This is a genomic window from Ruegeria sp. BHSA123 (genome assembly GCF_059613425.1).
Genome location: NZ_JBXWSL010000001.1, coordinates 30488 through 53522 on the forward strand (window position 1 = coordinate 30488; position 23035 = coordinate 53522).

23 protein-coding genes are annotated in these 23035 nt (G+C 56.0%); 11 read left to right on the plus strand and 12 right to left on the minus strand.

The features are described 5' to 3' along the window. Positions 1-8: 8 nt before the first annotated feature. The 5 genes from AC2FNC_RS00180 to AC2FNC_RS00200 form a co-directional block, all read right to left on the minus strand. A complete protein-coding gene (locus AC2FNC_RS00180; RefSeq protein ID WP_480553507.1) occupies positions 9-1049 on the minus strand; it encodes a substrate-binding domain-containing protein in 1041 nt (346 codons plus the stop codon). 185 nt (positions 1050-1234) lie between these two features. Continuing rightward, a complete protein-coding gene (locus tag AC2FNC_RS00185) occupies positions 1235-2281 on the minus strand; it encodes a sensor histidine kinase (protein WP_480553509.1) in 1047 nt (348 codons plus the stop codon). Positions 2282-2309: 28 nt separating this feature from the next. Continuing rightward, positions 2310-2834 (minus strand): gamma carbonic anhydrase family protein, encoded by a 525-nt coding sequence (locus tag AC2FNC_RS00190; protein ID WP_480553511.1) that lies wholly within the window; start codon positions 2832-2834, stop codon positions 2310-2312. Next, positions 2831-3472 (minus strand): guanylate kinase, encoded by a 642-nt coding sequence (gene gmk, locus AC2FNC_RS00195; RefSeq protein WP_480493148.1) that lies wholly within the window; start codon positions 3470-3472, stop codon positions 2831-2833. Before gmk ends, AC2FNC_RS00190 begins: the two co-directional genes overlap by 4 nt. A gap of 17 nt (positions 3473-3489) precedes the next feature. Then, positions 3490-4380: a YicC/YloC family endoribonuclease gene (locus AC2FNC_RS00200; protein ID WP_496714233.1), complete on the minus strand. Its 891-nt coding sequence runs from the start codon at positions 4378-4380 to the stop codon at positions 3490-3492. A gap of 244 nt (positions 4381-4624) precedes the next feature. Here AC2FNC_RS00200 and AC2FNC_RS00205 point away from each other — a divergent pair, with 244 nt between their 5' ends. Beyond that, a complete protein-coding gene (locus AC2FNC_RS00205; protein ID WP_496714234.1) occupies positions 4625-5299 on the plus strand; it encodes a PAS domain-containing protein in 675 nt (224 codons plus the stop codon). Between the two features lie 69 nt (positions 5300-5368). On the opposite strand, the gene AC2FNC_RS00210 is transcribed toward AC2FNC_RS00205, so the two are convergent. Beyond that, the gene (locus AC2FNC_RS00210; protein ID WP_480472784.1) at positions 5369-6739 is read right to left on the minus strand and encodes a class II 3-deoxy-7-phosphoheptulonate synthase; all 1371 of its coding nucleotides are present in this window, start codon (positions 6737-6739) and stop codon (positions 5369-5371) included. A gap of 169 nt (positions 6740-6908) precedes the next feature. Here AC2FNC_RS00210 and AC2FNC_RS00215 point away from each other — a divergent pair, with 169 nt between their 5' ends. Then, on the plus strand, positions 6909-7913 hold the full coding sequence (locus AC2FNC_RS00215; RefSeq protein WP_480472786.1) for a GlxA family transcriptional regulator: 1005 nt from the start codon (positions 6909-6911) through the stop codon (positions 7911-7913). Between the two features lie 2 nt (positions 7914-7915). Here the strand turns inward: AC2FNC_RS00215 and AC2FNC_RS00220 are convergent, their stop codons facing one another. After that, a complete protein-coding gene (locus tag AC2FNC_RS00220; protein ID WP_496714237.1) occupies positions 7916-9013 on the minus strand; it encodes a PQQ-dependent sugar dehydrogenase in 1098 nt (365 codons plus the stop codon). 154 nt (positions 9014-9167) lie between these two features. On the opposite strand from AC2FNC_RS00220, the gene AC2FNC_RS00225 reads away from it, so the two are divergent. From AC2FNC_RS00225 to AC2FNC_RS00260, 8 genes are all read left to right on the plus strand, one after another. After that, complete coding sequence (locus AC2FNC_RS00225; protein WP_209503916.1) at positions 9168-10349, plus strand: ABC transporter substrate-binding protein; 1182 nt, start codon at positions 9168-9170, stop codon at positions 10347-10349. Positions 10350-10455: 106 nt separating this feature from the next. Further along, the gene (locus AC2FNC_RS00230; protein ID WP_209596275.1) at positions 10456-11244 is read left to right on the plus strand and encodes an ABC transporter ATP-binding protein; all 789 of its coding nucleotides are present in this window, start codon (positions 10456-10458) and stop codon (positions 11242-11244) included. 8 nt (positions 11245-11252) lie between these two features. Continuing rightward, positions 11253-12083 (plus strand): ABC transporter ATP-binding protein, encoded by an 831-nt coding sequence (locus AC2FNC_RS00235; protein WP_267366696.1) that lies wholly within the window; start codon positions 11253-11255, stop codon positions 12081-12083. Between the two features lie 5 nt (positions 12084-12088). Further along, positions 12089-12511, plus strand: a complete 423-nt coding sequence (locus tag AC2FNC_RS00240; protein WP_496714239.1) for a hypothetical protein — start codon at positions 12089-12091, stop codon at positions 12509-12511. A gap of 278 nt (positions 12512-12789) precedes the next feature. Beyond that, complete coding sequence (locus AC2FNC_RS00245) at positions 12790-13119, plus strand: hypothetical protein (protein WP_496714241.1); 330 nt, start codon at positions 12790-12792, stop codon at positions 13117-13119. A gap of 206 nt (positions 13120-13325) precedes the next feature. Continuing rightward, positions 13326-14336, plus strand: a complete 1011-nt coding sequence (locus tag AC2FNC_RS00250; RefSeq protein WP_480517044.1) for a branched-chain amino acid ABC transporter permease — start codon at positions 13326-13328, stop codon at positions 14334-14336. Continuing rightward, the gene (locus tag AC2FNC_RS00255) at positions 14333-15646 is read left to right on the plus strand and encodes a branched-chain amino acid ABC transporter permease (RefSeq protein WP_480553521.1); all 1314 of its coding nucleotides are present in this window, start codon (positions 14333-14335) and stop codon (positions 15644-15646) included. Before AC2FNC_RS00250 ends, AC2FNC_RS00255 begins: the two co-directional genes overlap by 4 nt. A 181-nt stretch (positions 15647-15827) precedes the next feature. Then, on the plus strand, positions 15828-16082 hold the full coding sequence (locus AC2FNC_RS00260) for a hypothetical protein (protein WP_480472799.1): 255 nt from the start codon (positions 15828-15830) through the stop codon (positions 16080-16082). Positions 16083-16114: 32 nt separating this feature from the next. Here the strand turns inward: AC2FNC_RS00260 and AC2FNC_RS00265 are convergent, their stop codons facing one another. Further along, on the minus strand, positions 16115-17662 hold the full coding sequence (locus AC2FNC_RS00265) for a helicase HerA-like domain-containing protein (RefSeq protein ID WP_480517048.1): 1548 nt from the start codon (positions 17660-17662) through the stop codon (positions 16115-16117). A gap of 432 nt (positions 17663-18094) precedes the next feature. On the opposite strand from AC2FNC_RS00265, the gene AC2FNC_RS00270 reads away from it, so the two are divergent. Continuing rightward, a complete protein-coding gene (locus tag AC2FNC_RS00270; protein ID WP_480472803.1) occupies positions 18095-18673 on the plus strand; it encodes an invasion associated locus B family protein in 579 nt (192 codons plus the stop codon). Positions 18674-18722: 49 nt separating this feature from the next. Here the strand turns inward: AC2FNC_RS00270 and AC2FNC_RS00275 are convergent, their stop codons facing one another. Genes AC2FNC_RS00275 through AC2FNC_RS00290 form a run of 4 tightly spaced genes read right to left on the minus strand, consistent with a single transcriptional unit; the run spans position 18723 to position 22964 of the window. Then, positions 18723-19931 carry a beta-ketoacyl-[acyl-carrier-protein] synthase family protein gene (locus AC2FNC_RS00275; RefSeq protein WP_480472805.1) on the minus strand — a complete coding sequence of 403 codons (1209 nt, stop codon included), beginning with the start codon at positions 19929-19931 and terminating at the stop codon, positions 18723-18725. Between the two features lie 9 nt (positions 19932-19940). After that, positions 19941-20198 (minus strand): acyl carrier protein, encoded by a 258-nt coding sequence (locus tag AC2FNC_RS00280; RefSeq protein WP_480472807.1) that lies wholly within the window; start codon positions 20196-20198, stop codon positions 19941-19943. Between the two features lie 32 nt (positions 20199-20230). Beyond that, a complete protein-coding gene (locus tag AC2FNC_RS00285; RefSeq protein WP_480472809.1) occupies positions 20231-21322 on the minus strand; it encodes a UDP-3-O-(3-hydroxymyristoyl)glucosamine N-acyltransferase in 1092 nt (363 codons plus the stop codon). Between the two features lie 34 nt (positions 21323-21356). Next, complete coding sequence (locus AC2FNC_RS00290; RefSeq protein ID WP_496714245.1) at positions 21357-22964, minus strand: L,D-transpeptidase family protein; 1608 nt, start codon at positions 22962-22964, stop codon at positions 21357-21359. Positions 22965-23035: the final 71 nt, after the last annotated feature.

The following is a 23035-nucleotide window of genomic DNA, read 5'->3' on the forward strand; positions in this document are numbered from 1 at the left end:
AGGCGGGATTAGCTGCCCGAACCCATGGTAACTTCGTTGGCGATTGCATCCTGAGTCTGTGCCAGCTCAGGGTCCGCAACCAGACCATAATTTGCCAGAGGACCCGAAGCGCCTGCGATTTCATCGTGGGTAAAGAACTGGGCGTATTCTTTAAGGCCGGGAATCACGCCGATATGGGCTTTCTTCACGTAGAAGAACAGCGGGCGCGAAACCGGATATTCACCGGTCGAGATGCTTTCGGTCGAAGGAGCGATACCCGACATGGTTGCCACTTTCAGCTTGTCGGTGTTGTTCTCGTAGAACGCCAGGCCGAAAATGCCGATGCCATTGGGGTTGGTGTCGATACGCGCCAGCGTTTCGGTGTAGTCACCATCGATGTCGACCGCCTTGCCGTCGGTACGAACAGCCAGACAAGCATCTTCTGCGTCGTCTTCGCTCATGCCGCCAGCAATCATGGCTTCCATCGCACCGGTCGCTTCACAACCGATCAGCAGAACTTTTTCTTCGAATACTTCACGGGTGCCGTGTTTGGTACCTGGAATGAAGCCAGCGATTTCTACATCAGGCAGTTCCGGGTTGAATTCGGCCCAGGTGGTGTAAGGGTTATCAACCACTTCACCGTCTTTCAGGACTTTTGCGCCCAGTGCGTTAAAGATGTCGGCAGGTTCAAAAGCGGTGAAGGCAGGACCGTTCTGCTGGCTTGCAAAGACGATGCCATCATAACCGATGCGGACTTCCATGATGTCAGTCACACCGTTTTCGGCGCAGGCCTTGATTTCTTTTTCACGGATCGCGCGCGATGCGTTTGCAATGTCGATGGTGTTTTCACCAACACCCTCACAGAAACGCTTCAGACCAGCTGACGAACCGCCCGATTCAACAACCGGGGTCGGGAAGTCGGTGTTCTCACCAAACAGTTCCGCGACGATCGACGCATATGGCAGAACGGTCGACGAACCGGCAACCTGAACGTTGTCACGGGCAGCAGCGGTGGTTGCCGAGACGGCGGTGATTGCCAGCGCAGAAGCCGACAGTTTTACAAAGGACATTTCAGTCTCCTTGAAAAGGTATGATTGATCACCCCCATGATGATCCTGCGTGCACCCCTAGGTGCCGTGCGTAAGCCTTTTGTGACAAGTGTGTAACGCTTTTATGACAACCCTCGTTTATCCGGAGATTTCAGGTCAAAAAAACGTAACGAGGCAGATTTTGAAGGGTGATAATGCGGGAAGGGCTACCGTGGTAAGATGACTGTAAAGACGGAACCTTTTCCCAACTCACTTTCCACGCGCAACCGTCCGCGGTGGCGATTGACGATGTGCTTGACGATGGCCAGCCCCAGCCCCGTTCCACCCAACTGCCGCGACCTGTGATTGTCGGCGCGATAGAAGCGCTCGGTCAGGCGTGGCAGATGCACAGAATCAATTCCTGGCCCCTTGTCGATGATCTTCACCCGCACCCCAGGCCCACGCATCGCCGCGTCACGCTCTGATGACAAAACGCTGACTGTGACGCTGCCACCGCTGGCACCGTATTTTATTCCGTTTTCGATCAGGTTGGTGAATACCTGCCGTAACTGATCGCTGTCTCCGGTTACTGCAAGCGGGCCGTCCTGTGCGTCAAGCGTCAGCGTCACACCCGCCTCTTCCGCTAGGGGGCGCAACGAGTTAAGGGTGGATTGCAGCAGCCCTGTCAGCTCCAGCTGTTGTTTTGGGCGAACTCTTTCTTCGCTTTCCACGCGGTTCAGGGACAAAAGATCGCCAACCAGCCGGTTCATCCTGTTGGCTTCATCGGCCATGATTTGCAGGAACCGGTCACGCGCAGCCGGATCGTTGCGTGCAGGGCCGCGCAAGGTTTCAATGAAGCCCATCAGTGCCGTCAACGGTGTCCGCAATTCGTGACTGACATTGGCAACAAAGTCCCGGCGCATCTGACTTGCCTGTTCCAGGTGCGTGACATCTTGAAAAGTGGCCAGAATGGCGCCACCCGACACGGCTCCGACCCCGTTCATATATCGGCATTGCACATCAAATGTTGTGTCCTGAGCGCCGTCACTGGAAAGATGACGCGCCGTCTTGGTTTCCTTCGACTGAAGGCTTTGCTCAATCGCTTCAAGAACCAGTGGCTGCCGCAGGATGGTCGCAAAATGCCGCCCTACAATATTCTGCCCCAGAAAGGTTTTTGCATCCGTATTGGCGGCAATGATCCGTTCGGTCTGATCCACCATCAGCGCGGGCATAGGGATGGCCTGAACAAATCCATCAAGAAGGTTATCTGACATGCTTCAAACCCCGATCAATCCGCGCGTCTTACTGGACAGGTCTTAAGGTGTCCCGAAACCTGCGCATGTTTTCCTGATAGTGCAGCGCGCTTAGGGTAATCCGTTTTGCTGCGGCCTCGTCCAGTTGGCGCACCACTTTGCCCGGAGCCCCCATCACAAGGGAGTTATCCGGAATCTCCTTGCCTTCCGTGATCAAGGCCCCTGCCCCGATCAGGCAATTCCGTCCGATCCGGGCACCATTCAGAACAATCGCGCCCATTCCGATCAGAGTATTTTGTCCGATCGTACATCCGTGCAGCATCACTTTGTGTCCGATGGTGCAATTCGGACCAATCCACAAAGGATACCCGGCATCGATGTGCATGACGCAGTTTTCCTGAACGTTGCTACCTGCACCAACGCGGATTTCCTCGTGATCTGCGCGTATCGTGCAGCCGAACCAAACCGAGGCACCCTTTTCCAGCACAACCTTGCCGATCAGGTTGGCATCGGGCGCAACCCATGTGTCCTCGTGAATATCCGGCATGTGCTCGCCTAACGCGAAGATCGTCATGACAACCCCTCGAATTCGTTTTGAAGTTTGCGCACGTGTTGTTGCAGATTTGGCTGTTGAATACGGCGCATCCGTTCGGCGCTGACGATGGTCTTGAGCTTCTTTTCGGTCGCCTCAAGATCGTCATTGATCAGGACATAATCGTAATAGCCCCAGTGGCTGATCTCATCCCAGCTTTTGAGCATCCGCCTTGCGATAACTTCATCGCTATCTTGTCCACGCGATTCCAGACGGCGGCGCAGTTCAGGGATCGATGGCGGCAGGATGAAGATCGACAACGCATGCTTACCCAGATCCGAGTTGCGGATCTGAACCTCGCCTTGCCAGTCCACGTCGAACAGCACGTCCTTACCCGCGTGGATCGAACTACGCACCGGATCAGCGGGTGAGCCATAGAAATTACCGAAGACATGCGCATGTTCCAACATCTGGCCATCGGCGACCTTCTGCTTGAACTCGTCTTCAGAAAGAAAATAGTAATCCCGCCCATGTTCTTCCCCCGGACGCGGGGCACGGGTTGTGGCCGAGACCGAAAACTCAAGGTCCTTGTCCCAGTCCATCAGCCGCTTTGCCAGGGTGGATTTGCCTGCCCCGGACGGGGAAGACAGGATGATTAAAAGGCCTCGGCGATCCGCCATATCAGTCGTTCCCATCGTTATTCCACGTTTTGCACTTGTTCGCGCATCTGATCGATCACCGCCTTCAATTCCAGCCCGACAGCCGTCAGATCCGTACTCTGAGCCTTGGAACACAGCGTGTTGGTTTCGCGGTTGAACTCTTGCATCAGGAAATCAAGCTTGCGTCCGACAGCCCCTTCCTGCCCAAGCAACTCTCGCGCTGCGGCCACATGTGCAGACAGGCGGTCGATCTCTTCGGTAATGTCGGCTTTGACCGCGATCAAAGCCAGTTCCTGCGCGACGCGATCCGGGTCCGCGCCCTGCGCATTGTCCAGTACGTGCGCCAGATTGTCCCGAAGTGCCGCGGCCATCTTGTCCTTGCGTTGCACGGCCAGATCGGCTGCCTGCGCTGTCAGCGCCGCAACTTGGTCCAGCTGAGTGTTCAGCACGGCCGCCAACGCTTCGCCTTCGGTCTGGCGCATTCCGACAAAAGCGGCCAACAGGTCGTTGAAATCTTCGGTCAGGCGCGCCACCAGCGGAGCGGGATCATCCGCATCTGCGGTTGCATCCAACATGCCTTTCAGTGCCAAAAGGTCCGAGGCGCGCGCCGGTTCCAGAGCGATGCCGCGCGCAGCTGCCATCTTGTGTGTTTGCTCCAACGCACTCAGAGCAGCGGCCATAGCGACCTCGTTCAATGCCAGTTCCGAGGCAGAGTCCTCACGATTCAGACGCATTGAAAGGGTCACATTCCCACGGCTCAGGGATTTTGACAGCGTGGCCCGAAGGGCCACCTCAAGCCCGGTCAGCCATTCAGGGACGCGCAGGCGCATATCAAGGCCTTTACCGTTGACACTGCGCAACTCCCACGTCCAGCTATGCGGTCCGTATTCACCCTTCCCCGAGGCAAACCCGGTCATGGATCTGATCATGACTGTCCTTTCCTGTGGCCTCACCCTTTTGGATGTTTGCCGCACCTAATGCGATTGACCGGTACAGAGCAAGAGTTGGCTGAGGCCGCCTTTGTTTGGGGTAAGTTAACCATTCGTTAAAGAATTGCTCCAAAATTGAATAAACCCGAGTCAAACTACCCTTGGTAATGGCTTGCAGGCCACAAATGCTCCGGTTGTGTTGCATTTTATGAAAATGGCGGCCAATTGACGTAAGGGTGAAAAAATGAAAACCTTTTTCGGGACTGGTTCCGGGTCAGATTTTGGAAAGATCGTCGCAATGGATCGCTTTGACAGTGGGCGCAGCCTTACGCCGATCCGCCAGGCCGAAGCGTATTGGACTGCATTGCTGAGAGGTGACGGTGTTCCGATGCGGTCCCAGGTTGACCCGCGCGGGCTGGAAAACATACTCGAATATACTTTCATTCTTGAACGGATCGCCCCTGGACTGGCTCGGTTTCGCCTTGCCGGAAGTCACCTGAACGGGCTTGCGGGGATGGAGGTTCGTGGCATGCCTGTGACGTCCTTTTTTCAGCCCGATGACCGCGCCAGGATTAAGGATGTTCTGGAGCAGGTACTTGCAGCACCCGCCGTTGCCGAACTGGGTCTGGATTCGAGCGGGATACTGGGGCGTACCCGGATGCAGGCCTGCATGATCCTTTTGCCGCTCAAAAGTGATCTGGGCGACGTCAGCCGGGTTCTGGGGGTCATGGTCGCGGATGGAGCGATTGGTAAAACCCCACGCAGATTTTCGATTACGGATACGCGGATCAAATCGTTTTCGGAAATTCAGGCACCGGTTCCTGCTGCGCCTAAAACCGTTGACGGTTTTGCCGAAGACCAAACGGATTTCAAACGCGCGGCCAAACACCTTCGTCTGGTCGTGTCGCGCGATGACTGAACCAGTCTGAACACCCAGAACAAAAAACAGCGGACCGATGGCCCGCTGTTTTTCTTTCTTTTCGAACGCTTAACTTGCGGCGCGTTTTGATCCGTTGCGGCGCAGGTTGGTCAGTTCTTCCGCCACAAGGAACGCCAGTTCCAGCGACTGAGACGCGTTCAGGCGCGGGTCGCAAGCGGTGTGGTAGCGATCCGACAGATCCTCTTCGGTTACAGCACGCACACCACCGGTGCATTCGGTAACGTCGAGACCGGTCATCTCGAAATGGACACCGCCGGGGATCGTGCCCTCAGACTGATGCACGCCAAAGAAATCGTGTACCTCACGCAGGACAGAATCGAACGGACGGGTTTTGTAGCCCGTGGCCGACTTGATGGTGTTGCCGTGCATCGGGTCGCAGACCCAAGTGACCTTGGCGCCTTCTTCCTTCACGGCCTTGACCAGACGCGGAAGGTGTTCACCCGCCTTGCCCGCGCCAAAGCGCGCGATCAGAGTCAGGCGGCCCTCTTCATTTTCAGGGTTCAGCTTCGACATGAGAACCTTGAGGTCTTCTGCCGTCGTCGTCGGACCACATTTCAACCCAATCGGGTTCAGAACGCCACGACAGAACTCGACATGTGCACCATCAGGCTGTCGCGTACGGTCGCCGATCCAGATCATGTGACCAGACCCGGCCAGCCAGTTGCCCGAGGTCGAATCCAGACGGGTCAGCGCCTCTTCGTACTCCAGCAACAGACCTTCGTGACTGGTGTAGAATTCAACAGTCGAGAATTCGTGTGTCGTGTCTGCCGTGATACCGGCCGCTTCCATGAAGTCGATGGTGTCCTGAATGCGATCTGCCACCTCAGAGTACTTCTGAACATCCTGTTCGTCGGTAAAGCCCAGAGTCCACGAATGGACGCGGCTCATGTCGGCGAAGCCACCAGTTGAGAAAGCACGCAGCAGGTTCAACGTGGCCGCCGCCTGCGTGTAGGCCTGCAACATCTTTTCGGGATTCGGAATCCGCGCTTCGGGCGTGAACGCCAGTTCGTTGATGATGTCACCGCGGTAGCTGGGTAGCTCGACACCATCCACAACCTCGGTCGGGGCGCTGCGTGGCTTTGCAAATTGGCCGGCCATACGACCGACTTTAACCACCGGCACCTTGGCACCATAGGTAAGAACCATCGCCATTTGCAGCATCACCTTGAAGGTGTCACGGATCGCATCGGCGCTGAATTGTTCAAAGCTTTCAGCGCAATCCCCGCCTTGCAGAAGGAAGGCCTCGCCGCGACCGGCGGCACCAAGATGTTGCTTGAGGCGCCGCGCCTCACCGGCGAAGACTAGCGGGGGATACTGCGAAAGCTGGGCCTCGACCTTGGCCAATGCGGCCGCGTCGGTATAGTCTGGCATCTGAACCCGGGGCTTGTTGCGCCAGTTCGATTTTTGCCATTCGGTCATAGCTTTGATCTCCGCTGAAGTGTTCAGGTCGCCTCTATACAAAAAGCAATGAAGAGTGACCATATCCCATTTGCGCCTCTTGACGCCGCAAACAAGCTTTGATCATGGTGACTGCCAAATACGCTGCGGGATACCAGGTTTTCCTGCGCAGAATTAAGGACATTTTGTCATGCAAGTGCAACGCCAAGCAGTCACGGTCGAAAATGCTGGGGCCACGCCCCGCCATTTCGTTTTTGTCCTGTTGGACAATTTTTCGCTGCTGTCTTTTGCGTCAGCGCTCGACAGTCTGCGCATCGCAAATCGCATGGCGGACAAACAGCTTTATACATGGACACTTTCCGGTGAAGGCGGAAACTCGATTTCATGTTCGGCCGGGACCGAATTCAAGCTGGACCGTGATCTTGAGGAGTTGCAGCGCGACGATGTCGTTCTGATTTGCGGAGGCGTTGACGTACAGGCAGCCACCACCAAACGCATTCTGAACTGGTTACGACGCGAGGCACGGCGCGGATTGCGTATCGGCGGTTTGTGCACGGCTGCTTATACCCTGGCCAAGGCCGGGTTACTGGACAACAAGCGGGCGACGATACATTGGGAAAACTCAGACAGTTTCATCGAAGAATTCGATGAGGTCGAGTTGACGAAAGCTGTCTTTCAGATTGATGGCGGTCGGATGACAACGGCTGGGGGGACCTCGTCTATCGATCTGATGCTCAAGTTGATTGCAGACGATTTTGGCGAAGACTTGGCAAATGCGGTGGCGGACCAGATGATTTATTCGTCAATCCGGACAGATCAGGATACGCAACGTCTGTCGACACCGACGCGGATTGGGGTCCGGCACCCCAAGCTGAGTCAGGTCATTCTCATGATGGAAAAGAACATCGAAGAGCCGATCTCTCCTTCGATTCTGGCCAAGGAAGTCGGTATGTCGACTCGCCAGCTTGAGCGTCTGTTCCGGCGCTATCTCAGCCGCTCGCCCAAGCGGTACTATATGGAACTTCGCTTGCACAAAGCGCGGAACCTGCTGATGCAAACGGATATGAGCGTCATCAACGTAGCCCTGGCATGCGGCTTTGCCTCGCCCAGCCATTTCTCGAAATGCTACCGTGCACATTACAACACCACGCCGTATCGCGAGCGTGGCGCGCAGAGCGGGCGGCTATCGGTGTAAGGTCACTCCGCCGGAGCCATTCTGTAAACTGCCCCCCGCCCAACCGAGATAAACCAGATCGACCCATCTGGCGCTTCGACGATATCGCGGACGCGCTCGGTTTCAGGGCTTCTGATCTGTTCGGCCTCGTGCATCGGCTGACCGTGAAGCCGTGCGATATAGTCAAATTTCAACGACCCTACGAAGATATCACCCTTCCATTGCGGCCATAGCTTGCCGGAATAAACCAGCAGACCGGACGGCGCTATGGAAGGATCCCAGTAGTAAACTGGCTGTTCCAGCCCTTCTTTAGCTGTACCGTCGCCGATTTTTTCACCCGAATAATGCGTGCCATATGAAATAACCGGCCAACCATAATTCCGCCCTGCACGGGGTTGGTTGATTTCATCGCCACCCCGCGCCCCGTGTTCCGAGATCCAAAGTCGGCCAAACGCGTCCAAATCCGCGCCCTGCGGATTTCGATGGCCGTAAGACCATATTTCGGGTTCGATATTCGATTGCACGACAAAGGGGTTATCCGCCGGAACTGTCCCATCGCGATTGATGCGAATGACCGAGCCCATGGGATTGGACCGATCCTGTGCATTCTCCGCCTGTCCCCGTTCGCCCAAGGTCACGAATAATGTCCCGTCCGGCGTTTCGACCACACGGCTGCCAAAATGGCGACCACCTGTACCACCTGGCGATGCCTCGAAAATTACTCGAAGGTTCTGAAGGTTTTTGCCAGTCTCGGACAGGCGCGCAACCGCAACAGCAGTTCCTGCACCGTCGCCTTGCGGTTTTGCAAAAGTCAGAAAGACCTCTCGACTTTGATTGAAATCGCGTGAGATCGTGACGTCCAACAATCCTCCCTGCCCCAAAGTCGCGACCTTTGGAACGCCTGAAACAGCTACCGGCTGTCCATTTCGCACATACAGCAATCTTCCATCCCGTTCCGTGACGAGGAAACTCTCATCAGGCAAAATGCCAACCGCCCATGGGGTCTCTAGCCCGCCAACCATTTCTTCCAGTTGGACAATCCCGGCTGAAACCAACAGCGTCTGGGCCGCGGCACTCAAGGCGCACAGTGAGAAAGAGAGAATCATCGCCGTTCTGAGCATTCTGGTCCCTTTCGGTGACAATCAGGGGTGAGTCCCAACAAAACAGATAGAATTTCAAACGAAAAAAACACGTTTGCGTTAGGACTTTTCTTTTCCGAACAGCTTGCCTAGGGTCGTCGCCAGAACGAATACGTTTACAACTGGGAGTAACCATATGAAAAAGCTGCTTACTGCAACTGCAGCAACTGCATTGCTGGCCGGCGCAGCCATGGCCGAAGATGTCAAACTGGGGATTTTGATCGGCTTTACCGGCCCGATTGAATCGCTTGCCCCCGCCATGGGATCGGGTGCCGAGCTGGCAATCGCCGAAGTCAACGAATCCGGAAAGTTCATGAACGGTGCCAGCGTGGCTGGCGTACGTGCCGATACCGGCTGTATCGACAACGGTCTGTCCACCTCGAACGGCGAGCGTATGATCGCTGACGGTGTTGCAGGCATCATCGGCGGCGACTGTTCGGGTGTAACCGGCGCGATTCTGCAAAACGTTGCCATTCCTAACGGCATGGTCATGATCTCGCCTTCGGCGACCTCGCCCGGCCTGTCAACCATGGAGGACAATGGCCTGTTCTTCCGCACCGCGCCGTCGGATGCGCGCGAAGGTCAAGTTATGGCTGATATCCTTAAGGATCGCGGCATCAACTCGATCGCGCTGACCTATACCAACAACGACTATGGCAAAGGTCTGGCCGATGCGATCCAGACGTCCTTCGAAGCGGTTGGCGGCGAAGTGACCATCGTTACGGCGCACGAAGACGGCAAGGCCGACTATTCGGCTGAAGTTGGCGCGCTGGCCTCGGCCGGTGGCGACATTCTGGTTGTCGCAGGTTATCTGGACCAGGGTGGTCTGGGCATCATCCAGTCGTCGCTGGACAGCGGTGCGTTTGACACCTTTGGTCTGCCCGGCGGCATGATCGGTGACTCGCTTCCCGCAAATGTCGGCCCCGACCTGAACGGCTCGTTCGGTCAGATCGCCGGGTCCGGTGGTGAAGGTGCAGAAAAGTACTTTGCACTGGCCGAAGCAGCCGGGTTTGACGGCTCGTCGCCCTATTCGCCCGAATCCTATGACGCGGCAGCGCTGTTCATGTTCGCCATGCAAGCCGCCGGTTCGACCAACCCGGCAGATTACGCGGGCAAAGTAATGGACGTCGCCAACGCACCGGGTGAAAAGATTTATCCGGGTGAACTGGCCAAAGGTCTGGAACTGCTGGCCGCCGGTCAGGACATCGACTATGTCGGCGCGTCCGGTGTCGAGTTGATCGGCCCCGGCGAAAGCGCAGGGTCGTACCGCGAGATTGAAGTGACCGACGGCGAAAACAAGACCGTCAACTTCCGTTGATCCCGCATATCAAGCTATAAAATCAGACAGCCCGGGCCTTGTGTCCGGGCTGTTTCAATGACAAAAGGCTGCACCTCGTTTCACGGGGTCAAGGCAAGGGGATACCATGATCGTCGTCGAGGACGTGCATAAGCATTTCGGCGGGTTTCACGCGGTGGACGGGGCGTCGCTGGAAATCCAAAAAGGGTCGATCACCGGCCTGATCGGGCCCAACGGGGCCGGAAAAACCACTCTGTTCAATGTGATCGCCGGTGTTTTGCCTCCGACCAGCGGCAAGGTGGTCATGGATGGTGAAGATATCACTGGCCTGCCTCCGCATGAGCTGTTTCACAAGGGTTTGCTGCGCACCTTCCAGATCGCGCATGAGTTTTCGTCGATGACCTGCCGCGAAAACCTGATGATGGTGCCCGGTGCGCAATCGGGTGAGGCGCTGTGGAATACCTGGTTCGGACGCAAGCGCATCGCTGATGAAGAACGCGCGCTGAAAGCCAAGGCAGACGAGGTGCTGGAGTTTCTGACCATCGAACATCTGGCCGATCACAAGGCCGGTCAGGTTTCGGGCGGTCAAAAGAAACTGCTGGAACTTGGTCGTACCATGATGGTGGACGCCAAGATCGTATTTCTGGACGAGGTCGGAGCAGGCGTGAACCGCACCCTGCTGATGACCATCGCTGATACGATCCTGCGCCTGAACAAAGAGCGTGGTTATACGTTTGTTGTCATCGAGCACGACATGGATTTCATCGGCAAGATCTGCGACCCGGTCATCTGCATGGCCGAGGGTAAGGTTTTGGCCGAGGGTACTCTGGATGAGATCAAGGCAAACGAGCACGTGATCGAAGCCTATCTAGGCACCGGCCTCAAAAACAAAGACAAGCTGGAGGCCCAGACATGACCGCTGGCATGAGCGACAACCCCTATCAGGACGACAAGGGCAACAAGGACGCATCGATTACCAACACGCAAGGTATCGGAACAATGACGCCTGCCCATCGGAAAAGCGGGACGACTCATCGCGTTGAAGGCGGCCCGTTTCTGATCGGCGATACCATGACCGGTGGTTATGGCAAAGGCCCGGACATCCTGCACGACTGCACCATTGCCGTGGACAAGGGGGAGATCGCAGTCATTGTCGGCCCCAACGGTGCGGGCAAGTCAACGGCGATGAAGGCCGTGTTTGGGATGCTGGATGTGCGCGCCGGCTCTGTACGCCTGGACGGCGAGGATATCACCAGCCTCACCCCGCAAGACCGCGTAATCCGCGGTATGGGCTTTGTTCCTCAGACATCGAACATTTTTACCTCGATGACTGTCGAGGAAAATCTGGAAATGGGTGCCTTTATCCGGCACGACGATTTCTCGGACACGATGGAGCAGGTCTATGACCTGTTCCCAATTCTGCGTGACAAACGCAACCAACCTGCCGGCGAACTGTCTGGCGGTCAGCGCCAACAGGTTGCCGTGGGTCGCGCGCTGATGACGCAACCCAAGGTCCTGATGCTGGACGAGCCCACCGCAGGTGTCTCACCCATCGTGATGGATGAGCTTTTTGACCGCATCATCGAGGTCGCACGCACCGGCCTGCCGATCCTGATGGTTGAACAAAACGCCCGCCAGGCGCTGGAGATTGCCGATAAGGGATATGTGCTGGTTCAGGGGCGAAACGCCTATACCGGTACGGGCAAGGAATTGCTGGCCGATCCGGAAGTGCGGAAGAGTTTCTTGGGCGGTTGAGGCCTATGAAAACCAGCCTACTCGCCGTTTTCTGTTTATGTCTGCTAGGCAGCATCGTGTTTGCTCAGAGCCTAGCACCGCAAGCTAAGCAGTCTAGAAATGGGGTGATCTTCCGTTGCGAGTTCGAGAATCAACGAACGGTCATCCTGTCGGCGCTCGATGACAGGATTGTTTGGCAGGAAAATGGGTCTGATTACCCTGCCAGTGATTGGACACATATTCGGATATCGCATGACCCAATCTTGTCAGTATTTGCTTATGGTGTGGGCATCGGAAGCCCTAGGCTCGATATTTACCAAGGTATCTTCCACGCTGATAAGCCCGGCTACGACCTTGGCACTGCAATCCTAAGCGAGACGCTTGTTGGGCGCGAAAGGTTGATAGTAGAGGCCGTTGAGGGTTTTTGCCAAGGCGAGCAACAGAACTAGTGGGCTTTTTCAAAGCCATTTTTACACCCTCGAACTTCCTTCTTGTTTCTGCAATCGACCGAAGGCGCCAGTTTAGAAGGAAACGCTGGTTGATCTCGGTATCTGGCCGTCTTCAACCGCGACAACCATCCCAAGATTTCCACGCCTCGGCTGCAATCCGGTCACATTGGGCGTTTAGCGCCGGGCGCTGTGAAGGAAACGGTTTCCCGGACAAACAAATCTGATTCCGAGAAATCAAGCGAACCTTCTGAATGAAAAACTTTATTCAGGACCCAAAAATGAAAAAATTGATATGGGTGGCCGTCGCCACTTTGTGCACGAACGCTGCAATTGCGCAAGAGCGCCACTTTGTCTGCGTCTCAGACCGCGACGGCAGTGAAGTGCGCCTCAAACGGGCGTCGGAAGGAGACAAGGGCATCATCGAAACCGCAAGTGTTTCTGGCGACGCGATGGTCTTCAAAGGCGTTGGCAACATGACGTTTGTCTATATCCAGGGCGATGAGGTCATGACCTTTGTTGTGAACTATGACGACATGACCTTTGATCTTTCGGTCAAAGGCCCCAACGCGGGGACTGATCGCGGCGCTTGTACTGAAACAAACGCCTGAGCCCCTTCCGACCATCTCGACCACGCACCGGAATTGACCGGTGCGTGACTGAGCCGGGCTTGATGTGGAAAGTCCGTCCTTCTTGAAAGCTTTTCTAGGGTTTTTTCGCTACCAGCAGGAAAATATGACGATAAACCGCGTGCAAAACATTGTGCCCGCGCAGACCGTTATGCCATAAGGTCGCACCCGGACAGTGAGAAGAAATAATGGACTTACTCAACGCGCTTGTTGCGCTTGCCAACTTTGTCATCGTGCCTGCGATTGCCTATGGCAGTCAGTTGGCATTGGGGGCGCTTGGCGTGACCCTGATCTACGGCATCCTGCGGTTTTCGAACTTTGCCCATGGTGACACCATGGCCTTTGGCGCGATGATCGCTGTGCTTGTCACCTGGGGCTTACAGGCCGCTGGTGTCAGCTTTGGGCCGTTGCCGACTGCCCTACTCGCCCTGCCCTTTGCTATCCTTGGCTGCATCATGCTGGTGTTGGTTACAGACAGACTGGTCTACCGCTTTTACCGCGAACAAAAGGCCAAGCCGGTTATCCTTGTGATCGTTTCAATGGGTGTAATGTTCATCATGAACGGTCTGGTGCGCTTTATCATCGGGCCGGATGATCAAAAGTTCTCGGACGGTGCAAGATTCTTGATATCCGCGCGGGACTTCAAGTCCATGACGGGCCTTCAGGAGGGTCTGGCCATCAAGACCTCGCAAGGGATCACCCTGATAGTGGCCGTTATTGCCGTGGCCTTACTGTTCTGGTTCCTCAACAAAACACGAACCGGAAAGTCGATGCGCGCCTATTCCGACAACGAGGATCTGGCGCTTTTGTCCGGCATCAACCCTGAACGTGTTGTGATGATCACCTGGATCATCGTAGCCGCCTTGGCGACCACAGCGGGTGTTCTTTACGGGTTGGACAAAAGCTTTAAACCCTTCGTCTATTTCCAGCTTCTGCTGCCGATTTTCGCTTCAGCAATCGTGGGGGGGCTGGGCAACCCGCTGGGCGCGATTGCCGGCGGGTTCATCATCGCGTTTTCCGAGGTGACGATCACCTATGCCTGGAAAAAAGTACTGACCTATGTGGCCCCCGAAAACCTGGAGCCGTCCGGATTGGTTCAGCTCCTGTCCACCGATTACAAGTTCGCTGTCAGCTTTGTCATCCTGCTGATCGTGCTTCTGTTTAAGCCCACGGGCCTGTTCAAGGGAAAAGCAGTATGACCGAATCTGTCAAAAACACTCTGCTTTTCATAGCTGTTGGCAGCCTCATTCTGCTGACCGGTTTCACGCAAAGCTGGAACACCGCCGTTCTGATTCTGAACATGGGGCTGATCTCGGCCATCATGGCGATCGGTGTGAACCTGCAATGGGGCTTTGCGGGCCTGTTCAACGTGGGGGTCATGGGCTTCGTCGCGCTGGGCGGTCTGGCCGTGGTGCTAGTATCAACAGCGCCTACCCCGGGTGCCTGGGGCGCAGGCGGTTATGGTATCGTTCTGTCTTTGCTACTGGGGGCTGCCACTGTTGTTGCAGCCGTACTGGTGGCAACGAGAATGCCCAAAGGCCGGGTGCAGACGCTGACAATAATCACTGTCCTTATCGTCGGCTTTTTCCTCTACCGGGCCGTGTTCGACCCCAATGTTGCCGCAGTTGAAGCCATTGACCCGGCGATTGCCGGTAACATCGGTGGACTGAACCTGCCCGTTCTGCTGGCCTGGCCTGCCGGAGGTCTGCTGGCTGCCGGGGCGGCATGGCTGATTGGCAAAACCGCGCTTGGGCTGCGGTCAGATTATCTGGCGATTGCCACGCTGGGTATCGCCGAGATTATCATCGCCGTCATGAAGAACGAGGACTGGCTGGCCCGCGGCGTGAAGAACGTCTATGGCATCCCGCGCCCCTCGCCGGTTGTCGGGTATGAAGTTGACTTGCAGCAAGATCCGGCTTTTCTTGCCCGCGCCGAATGGCTGGGGCTGGATCCGGTCACTGCATCCACCCTTTCGGTGAAACTTGGGTATTCGCTGCTGTTCATGCTGGTTCTTCTGGCGCTGCTGTGGATGGCGCAGATGGCGCTGAAAAGCCCGTGGGGCCGCATGATGCGCGCAATCCGCGACAATGAAGTTGCAGCCGAAGCGATGGGCAAGGACGTCACCCGTCGCCACTTGCAGATTTTCGTATTAGGGTCGGCCATTTGCGGCATCGCTGGCGCGATGATGACCACCCTGGACGGACAGCTGACACCGGGCACCTACAATCCGTTGCGCTTTACCTTCCTGGTTTGGGTCATGGTGATCGTTGGCGGTTCGGGCAACAACTTCGGAGCCGTTCTGGGCGCGTTCCTGATTTGGTTCTTGTGGGTTCAGGTCGAGCCGATTGGCTTGTGGTTGATGAGTGTGATCACCGCAGGCTTGCCGGATGGCAGCGCGCTGAAGTCACATCTTATTGATAGTGCCGCACATATGCGCCTTTTCACGATGGGCCTGATCCTGTTGATTGTTCTCAGATTCAGCCCAAGGGGTCTGATCCCCGAGAAATAGACCGACGCCACGTTCCAATACACAAAACCGCGCCACTAATCTGGCGCGGTTTCTTGATTCTTAAGGTTTTTCTGAATAAACGAACCCACCACAGTGTTTTTGATTTGCGGCAGGTTGCTGGCACTCACCCTCGCCTATGCCGTTTCAATCGATCAACAAGACGAGTAGACAAGAGTAGAAAATGAAAGCACCACATCTGAAATCACTCATTCTGTTTCCGGCTATTGCGGTTGTAGTATCCGCATGCGTTCCCAGCCCCGAAGATCTTGAGACGACGCCGGTCAAGGTACAGACTCCTAAAGGTGTTGTGACCTGCCAGCTCTATCGTCAGGATCGTGTGACCTGGGACCGCGCAATCGACTTCCCAGCCACAAAGATGTCTGTCCCCGAGGCTGACGCCTATTGCCGTCAGGAAGGCCAACGCCGACTGAAGTAAACGCGACAGCGCCCCCAACGGGCGCTGCGTTCTTACCTGTTGCGGAACAAACCGCCGAGGATACCGCGCACGATCCGGCGCCCGGTAGTGCCTTTAAGCTCTTTGATCACCGCTTCGGTCATCGCTGTGGCAAAGGTGTCCTGCTTGCGCTCAACCCGGGATGAGGACCGGCCAACCCGGCTGCCCGAATATCTGCGGGCCGAAGAGTATTCGCGTTCGATCGGCGATTGCGCTTCAAAAACTTCGTCGGATTCGGCCAGTTCTGCGGCATTGGCCGCAGCTTGGGCCCGCGCCTGAAGAATCTCGAAGGCAGATTTTCGATCTATGTTCTTGTCGTATTTCCCCGCCATTGGGGAAACTGCTAGAATGTCCCGGCGTTCGGCATCTGAAATTGGCCCCAGCTGAGATCCCGGCGGGCGAATAAGCGTGCGCTCGACCACGCCCGGAACACCTTTCTTTTGCAGCATGGAAGTAACGGCTTCCCCCACGCCGACTTCGCGAATTGCCGTTTCCGTGTCAAAAGTCGGATTCTCGCGATAGGTTTCAGCGGCCAGCCTCAGGTTCTTTCGGTCCCGCGCCGTGAATGCCCTTAATGCGTGCTGAATACGGTTGCCCAGCTGTCCAAGAATATCTTCCGGGATATCGGCGGGACTCTGAGTAATGAAGTATACCCCCACCCCCTTTGAACGGATCAGGCGGGCGACCTGTTCGACCTTGTCCACCAGTACCTTTGGCGCATCGTCAAACAGCAGATGGGCCTCATCAAAAAAGAACACCAGCTTTGGTTTTTCAGGGTCTCCGACCTCTGGCAGCTCTTCGAACAGTTCACTCAACAGCCATAACAGAAACGTTGCATAAAGTCTTGGGGCGGCCATCAGTTGGTCTGACGCCAGAATGTTCACCATCCCCTGCCCGTTTTCGTCTGTTCGCATCAGATCGGCCAGATCCAGCGCCGGTTCTCCAAACAGCTTTGTACCGCCCTGATTCTCGAGGACCAGCAGACGTCGCTGAATCGCACCGATCGAGGATGTAGATACATTGCCGTATCGCAATGACAGTTGCGCCCGATTCTCTCCGATCCAGACCAGCAGCGCCTGTAGGTCCTTAAGGTCCAGCAACGGCATCCCTTCTTCGTCGGCCACGCGGAATGCGATATTCAGGATACCTTCCTGCGCCTCACTCAACTCCAGTAACCGCGATAGTAACAGCGGGCCCATTTCCGTCACTGTCGTGCGCACGGGATGGCCCTGTTGGCCAAACAGATCCCAGAATGTCACTGGGCAGGCAGAATAGGCAAAATCATCGAACCCGATCCGACCAGCCCGGTCTTGGAACGCCTGATGCAGTTTGTGCGTCTCGCTGCCCGGAAGGGCCAGCCCAGACAGGTCCCCTTTCACATCCGAGAGGAAAACTGGGACACCCGCCTGAGAAAACCCTTCTGCAAGAATCTGCAATGTCACAGTCTTGCCGGTACCAGTTGCCCCGGCAATCAACCCATGGCGGTTCGCATATTTCAACGCCAGTTCCTGCGGCTGGCCATAGTTTTCACCGCCACCGCCCAAAAAGATATTCGTGCCCATTAACATTGCCTTATTGTTCACCGATCCGCCGCCAGCATACAAAGTTAACCTTTGACTGCGATAGTCTATTTGCCTTGCATTGCGGGGCAGACTTCCTCCCTGTCGACTGGCCGTGCCTGCTGGCACGGCCCTTTTGGTTCGGCCACTGGATTATTATTCTGGCGCATAGATTAAAAATTGAGGATAGCTGTTGACCCGTGTGCGCCCCTTACGTAGGGTTTGCGCATAAATAAGTCGGCCAGTCCGACGGGGAGAAACTTATGGGGAAGGGAGCTGGTCGAACAGCTCCCTTTTTCTAATCTCCGAAGGTGCGGTTCCAGCCCTCAGGCAAGAATCCGTTCACCTTCGCAAAGGCTGTTCTGTTAGTGCCTGACACTGGTTCAGAAGAGTGTTAAACGAAGCAAAAAGATCAATCATCAACCCGAGGCATTCATGTTCAAGAAAATCCTTTCGTTCAACACGGTCGCCGCCGTTCTGCTGTCCGGAGCAGCGTATGCACAAGACACAACCACAACCGCGCCAGACGCTGGTCTGGACCTAGGTCAGGAAGGACCCCGGGTCGGAGAACAGTTCGTAAAGGAAGAATTCGGCGATTGGGACGTATCCTGTATCAAGGCACAGGAAGGCGAGGATCCTTGTGCCATCGTTCAGGTTCTGGAAGGCAACAATGGTGATCCGATCGCAGAAGTATCGATCGGGAAACTGCCGGAAGGTGGTGCCGCCGTTGCTTGGGCAAACGTCATCGTACCCCTGGAAACACTGCTGCAAGCGCAACTGGCCCTGTCAATCGATGGCGCTCCGCGTAAATTGTACAACTATCACCAATGCGTTCCCGTGGGCTGCATCGCGCAATTAGGTCTTAGCCAAGGGGATATCGATGCGATGAAAGCTGGCACTAAAGCGACGTTTTCGCTGGTTCCAGCCCGTTTCCCGGATCAGGTTCTTGAAATGGACATGTCGCTCTCCGGCTTCACATCGGGCTTTGACGCTCTGAACGTCAACACAAACTAAGAAAAAAACATCCGTGGAAGCCGCCGTATTAGTAACGGCGGCTTTTTCACTAAACCCGCTTCAGGGCCAGTACGGCATTTAACCCACCAAAGGCGAATGCGTTGCTGAGAGCGACGTCGACCTTTGCCTCGCGCGCTTCGTTCGGTACGACGTCCAACGCGCATTCCGGGTCCGGTTCCTCATATCCGATCGTCGGTGCAATGACACCGTCCCGCAGCGCCATGATACAGGCCAGCAGCTCAACCGCGCCGGTCCCGCCAATCAGATGACCGTGCATGGATTTCGTGGACGAGATCATCAGATCGTCGGCGTGTGGGCCAAATACGTCGGCCACAGCTGCGCATTCGGTTTTGTCATTTGCAGCCGTTCCGGTGCCATGAGCGTTGATATAGCCCACATCTTTTGCGTTCAGCTTCGCATCGGCCAAAGCACCAGCCATGGCACGCGCGGCCCCTTGTTTGCTGGGCATCACAATGTCCGAGGCATCCGATGACATGGCAAAGCCGACAACTTCGCACAGAATTTCGGCACCTCGGGCCCGGGCGTGTTCGTATTCTTCAAAAACAAAGACACCTGCCCCTTCACCCTGCACCATTCCGTTGCGGTTGGCACTGAAAGGGCGACATGCGTCTTTCGACATCACGCGCAACCCTTCCCAGGCTTTGACACCGCCGAAACACAGCATGGATTCCGAGCCCCCCGTTACCATGACCGGAGCCGCGCCACTACGCACCATCTGAAAAGCCTGAGCCATCGCATGATTTGACGACGCACATGCTGTCGAGACCGTGAAACTTGGGCCCTTCAGGTTGTGTTCCATGGAAACGTGGCTTGCGGCAGCATTGTTCATGAGTTTTGGAACGACAAAGGGATGTACCCTGTTTTTTCCATCCTCATAAACCGAACGGTAATTGTCATCCCAAGTCGAAACACCACCGCCCGCAGTCCCCAGAACAACACCTGATCTGGCTGCAAGTTCGCCATGAAACTCGATACCCGACTGCTCAATCGCCTCTTTGGCTGCCGTCAGGGTGAATTGGGTGAAGCGGTCGTACAGCGACATCTGCTGTCGGTTGAACCGCCCTTCTGCCTCGAACCCCCGGACCTGTCCGCCGATCTTGATGGCCAACCGGTCGACATCCCGAAATTCCAGATCCGAAATACCACAACGACCTTCGCGCATGGCTTCCAGCGTGTCAGGGACCGAATGGCCCAGCGAATTGATCGTACCCGCTCCGGTTATGACAACGCGTTTCATGAGCGTTTGTCAGACCTTTTCCGACACAAGCTTTTCGATCCCAGAGATGATCGCAGCCACATTCGAGATATCAAAATCACTGGCCTCGGGTTCGTTGGCATTGAAAGGAATCGAAATGTCGAACTCTTCCTCGATGGCAAATATGCTTTCGACCAGTCCAAGGCTGTCGATACCCAGATCTTCCAGCGTGCTTTCGGGCGTTACATCCGATGGCTCCAGAACGGCCTGCTCTGCAATGATCGCGATGACGCGGTCGCTGATGCTCATGTCGATCCCCTGATTATCAGTTTGAGGTTGATTTAATCGCTCGGGGTCTGTTTGAAAACAGCCTTTTTGAGTGCCTCGACGTCGCGGGCCATGCGGGGCAAGCGTCGTTGCGCCTTGTAGATATCCGTATGCGTTTCCATTTTGACGCCCGGATACCCCATGATCACGCGGCCGGCGGGAACATTGGACAGTATCTTGGTGCCGCCTCCGGCAATAACCCCGTCCCCGATGAATATGTTGTCGACAACGCCGGTCTGACCGCCCAGAACCACGTTGTTTCCGATCTCAACCGATCCCGACACACCAGTCTGACCGCACAGCAGGCAGTCCTGACCGACGCGAGTGTTGTGCCCGACATGGACCAGATTATCCAACTTGGATCCGTTGCCGATACAAGTGTTTCGGATCGTGCCATTATCGATTGTACAATTCGCGCCGACTTCGACGTCATCACCGATTTCCACCGCACCCAACGAATGAATGCGCAGCCAGCTCTGTGCTTTGGCCTCACCCTGATCGCCCATTGTCTTGCGTACATTTTCGACGCCCGAGACTTCGGGTGTTACGAAGCTAAACCCGTCCCCTCCGATCCGGGCACCGGGTTGCGCGATAAAGCGATCTCCGATCCGCGCCCGTGCGCCAATGCTGACCATTTCGCGCAACACCGCCTGGTCGCCCAATATGGCGTCCATTCCCACCACGCACTGTGCCCCTATGACAGAGCCTGCGCCGATCCGGGCGCGCGCGCCCACAACAACCAACGGACCAATCGCCACATCCCGACCGATTTCAGCGGTCGGGTCGATCACGGCCGAGGGGTGAATCCCGGGTTCAACTCCCTGCCCCCGATCCAGCATGGCCGTGATGCCAGCCATGGCCATGCGGGGACGTTTGACAAAGATCGCGGCACGCAGTCCCATCGCCTGCCAGTCGGCCCCTTCCCAAAGGACAGCCGCACGTGCGGCTCCGTTGGCAAGCGCCTCGGCATATTTCGGAGACATAGCCATCGCCAAATCTGTCGGACCTGCGTCGCCCGGTTCGGCGGCGCGCACGATCGTCAGGCCGCCATCGCCCTGACATTCTGCCCCCAGAGACTCGGCGATCTGTTGTATGGTAAACTGCATGGCGGGCTTCCTTTTGGCAGGATTTGCCCTGTGCTTACCCCTGAACGTCCGGCAGGGCCACCCCTGCCTTTTGCAAGGCTTCCCAAATCTTGCCGTCCCGCCCATAAACATCGCGGCGATACTGCACTTCGCCTTTGGGCCCGATATAGGCCGTACGATAAATCAGATGCACCGGAACTTTCTGCTCCAGATTGACTTTGGTTTCTTTTCCGGTGTTCAGAACGCGATGGAAGAATGCCTTTGGATCTTCCTCCTGTTTGGCCAGCAAGGCGTAAGCAAATTCAAAGGGCTGGGCCAAGCGGATACACCCATGTGAAAAGGCCCGAACCTCACGCGAGAACAGGTTTTTCTGTGGAGTATCATGCAGATAGATGTTGTGCTTATTGGGAAACATGAACTTCACCAGACCCAGCGCATTGCTTTGGCTGGGCGGTTGGCGCATTGCGAAAGGAAAATTTCTGGTCGTAAACTGGGTAAAGTCCACCGCACTCCGATCGACTTGCCTGCCGCTTCTGTCAGTTATCAGAATATGGCCCACGGCATTCGGGTTTGATTGCAGCTTCGGCAGGTATTCCTTGGTCACGATCGAGCGGGGAACATGCCAACTTGGGTTAATCACCATATGCTCCATCTCATCCGAAAACTCCGGACTTCTGCGATCATGAGCATTTTTCCCGATGACTGCGCGGGTTTCAAAAGTGACTTGCCCGTCGTCCATGATCTTGGCTGAGAAATCGGCTTGGTTCACAAGGATATGACGCGTACCGCGTTCCCGAGGCAGCCAGCGTTCGCGTTCCAACGCAACGTAAACGGCTTTCAACCGGTCTGTGGCTGGACGGTTAATCTCGGCAATCGTCCCCTTGCCCGCCACGCCATCGGGTTCAAGCCCATGCGCTGTTTGAAAGGTGCGTACACTTTCCAACAACGCGTTGTCGAAAGACGGGCTGGCGGATGGTTTCATGTAACCCATCACCACCAGACGGTCGCGCAACTTGACGACATTCGGTCCGGTATCACCGTATTCCAGCTTGTTTTCGGGCACTGTTGGCCCCCATCCGCCCTGGAACACCAGTTTTTCCAGAACCAGCTTCTGCTTCATCAGCGCTCGGTATTGATGTGTATGCGGTGACAGGGCTGCAAAGTAGGCCGCGCCCTGAGTGTTTATTCCCTGCAAATGCTCGGCCGCGCTGCGACGATCTACTGACCGAACCAGACCCTCATCGACACTGCTGGGCCGGATTATGCCTGCGTAAAGCGCGTCGGCGTATTCGACAAAGATACTGCTCAGCTCTGCTTCAACAGCACCGAGATCGCGCACCGAACGGGCCTTTTCCATCTTCTCCATCACGGCGGCAACAGTCGGCTCGGCCTGTGGCAGGCCATGCAGATGCGCATTCGTAAGCGCATTGATCAGCGCCGCCCGGCGCCGTGTGTGTTCGGTCGTATCACCCACCCAAACTGGCGAAAACCCGTTCGCCCGGTAGAATTCGACCAATTGCGGCGCCTGCGGCGTATGTTCAGCAATCGCCATCTGAAACGCAGTCCCTGGCGCGGCTTCGGACGACGTATTGGCGACAGATGCAGTAGCCACGAAACACGCGGCAAACAGGATGCTGGTACTGGTGCGGAGAACGGAAAGCATAGGATGGCCTTGAAATTCAATAGCTTGAACTGGTGATTGATACGTCGCACGATTATGCAGTCGCGCCAGAA

Coding starts and splice junctions, on each gene's coding strand:
- AC2FNC_RS00225 (WP_209503916.1), top strand. CDS start 9,168: ATGAAAAAGCTGCTTACTGCAACTGCAGCAACTGCATTGCTGGCCGGC.
- AC2FNC_RS00220 (WP_496714237.1), bottom strand. CDS start 9,013: ATGCTCAGAACGGCGATGATTCTCTCTTTCTCACTGTGCGCCTTGAGT.
- AC2FNC_RS00285 (WP_480472809.1), bottom strand. CDS start 21,322: ATGCAGTTTACCATACAACAGATCGCCGAGTCTCTGGGGGCAGAATGT.
- AC2FNC_RS00240 (WP_496714239.1), top strand. CDS start 12,089: ATGAAAACCAGCCTACTCGCCGTTTTCTGTTTATGTCTGCTAGGCAGC.
- AC2FNC_RS00265 (WP_480517048.1), bottom strand. CDS start 17,662: ATGGGCACGAATATCTTTTTGGGCGGTGGCGGTGAAAACTATGGCCAG.
- AC2FNC_RS00180 (WP_480553507.1), bottom strand. CDS start 1,049: ATGTCCTTTGTAAAACTGTCGGCTTCTGCGCTGGCAATCACCGCCGTC.
- AC2FNC_RS00235 (WP_267366696.1), top strand. CDS start 11,253: ATGAGCGACAACCCCTATCAGGACGACAAGGGCAACAAGGACGCATCG.
- AC2FNC_RS00255 (WP_480553521.1), top strand. CDS start 14,333: ATGACCGAATCTGTCAAAAACACTCTGCTTTTCATAGCTGTTGGCAGC.
- AC2FNC_RS00270 (WP_480472803.1), top strand. CDS start 18,095: ATGTTCAAGAAAATCCTTTCGTTCAACACGGTCGCCGCCGTTCTGCTG.
- AC2FNC_RS00185 (WP_480553509.1), bottom strand. CDS start 2,281: ATGTCAGATAACCTTCTTGATGGATTTGTTCAGGCCATCCCTATGCCC.
- gmk (WP_480493148.1), bottom strand. CDS start 3,472: ATGGCGGATCGCCGAGGCCTTTTAATCATCCTGTCTTCCCCGTCCGGG.
- AC2FNC_RS00275 (WP_480472805.1), bottom strand. CDS start 19,931: ATGAAACGCGTTGTCATAACCGGAGCGGGTACGATCAATTCGCTGGGC.
- AC2FNC_RS00210 (WP_480472784.1), bottom strand. CDS start 6,739: ATGACCGAATGGCAAAAATCGAACTGGCGCAACAAGCCCCGGGTTCAG.
- AC2FNC_RS00280 (WP_480472807.1), bottom strand. CDS start 20,198: ATGAGCATCAGCGACCGCGTCATCGCGATCATTGCAGAGCAGGCCGTT.
- AC2FNC_RS00190 (WP_480553511.1), bottom strand. CDS start 2,834: ATGACGATCTTCGCGTTAGGCGAGCACATGCCGGATATTCACGAGGAC.
- AC2FNC_RS00230 (WP_209596275.1), top strand. CDS start 10,456: ATGATCGTCGTCGAGGACGTGCATAAGCATTTCGGCGGGTTTCACGCG.
- AC2FNC_RS00250 (WP_480517044.1), top strand. CDS start 13,326: ATGGACTTACTCAACGCGCTTGTTGCGCTTGCCAACTTTGTCATCGTG.
- AC2FNC_RS00245 (WP_496714241.1), top strand. CDS start 12,790: ATGAAAAAATTGATATGGGTGGCCGTCGCCACTTTGTGCACGAACGCT.
- AC2FNC_RS00200 (WP_496714233.1), bottom strand. CDS start 4,380: ATGATCAGATCCATGACCGGGTTTGCCTCGGGGAAGGGTGAATACGGA.
- AC2FNC_RS00205 (WP_496714234.1), top strand. CDS start 4,625: ATGAAAACCTTTTTCGGGACTGGTTCCGGGTCAGATTTTGGAAAGATC.
- AC2FNC_RS00290 (WP_496714245.1), bottom strand. CDS start 22,964: ATGCTTTCCGTTCTCCGCACCAGTACCAGCATCCTGTTTGCCGCGTGT.
- AC2FNC_RS00260 (WP_480472799.1), top strand. CDS start 15,828: ATGAAAGCACCACATCTGAAATCACTCATTCTGTTTCCGGCTATTGCG.
- AC2FNC_RS00215 (WP_480472786.1), top strand. CDS start 6,909: ATGCAAGTGCAACGCCAAGCAGTCACGGTCGAAAATGCTGGGGCCACG.